This window comes from Cupriavidus sp. KB_39, assembly GCF_052114485.1.
In the GTDB taxonomy this organism is placed as follows: Bacteria; Pseudomonadota; Gammaproteobacteria; order Burkholderiales; family Burkholderiaceae; genus Cupriavidus.
On record NZ_JBFREV010000209.1, the window covers coordinates 1 to 455 of the forward strand.

The 455-nt window shown below is 70.8% G+C and carries 1 pseudogene; it reads left to right on the forward strand.

From position 1 onward, the window contains the following. Window positions 1-16: 16 nt before the first annotated feature. Window positions 17-455: pseudogene (locus AB4Z27_RS29575) on the forward strand (AraC family transcriptional regulator); the annotation flags it as partial.

Here is a 455-nt window from a genome sequence, read left to right on the forward strand (position 1 = left end):
ACGGGATACGGGATTGATGGAGGTGGGCACCGAGGAAGGCGCGTGGGTGGTGCCGCCCTATACGGGCGTGTGGATTCCGGCGCAGAAGCCGCATCGGGTGCGCATGAACGGGGTCAGCACGCGCAGCGTCTACGTGCTGCCGGAGTCGGCGCCGCGCAGTGGTGCGGGCTGCGAGGTGTTGGTGGTTAGTCCGCTGCTGCATGCCTTGCTGCTGGCCTCCGCGGACGTGCCCGCGCACTACACGGCGGACAGCCGCGACGGGGCGCTGATGCAGCTCATCCTGTTCGAACTGCACCGCGCGCCGACCTTGCCGCTGTTTGCGCCGATGCCGCGCGACCCGGCGCTCGCCAGGCTCTGCGCGGCACTGCTGGCGCACCCCGATATCGGCGCATCCGCCGATGACTGGGCGCGGCAGCTCCACTGCAGCCCGCGCACGTTCGCGCGCCTGTTCCAGC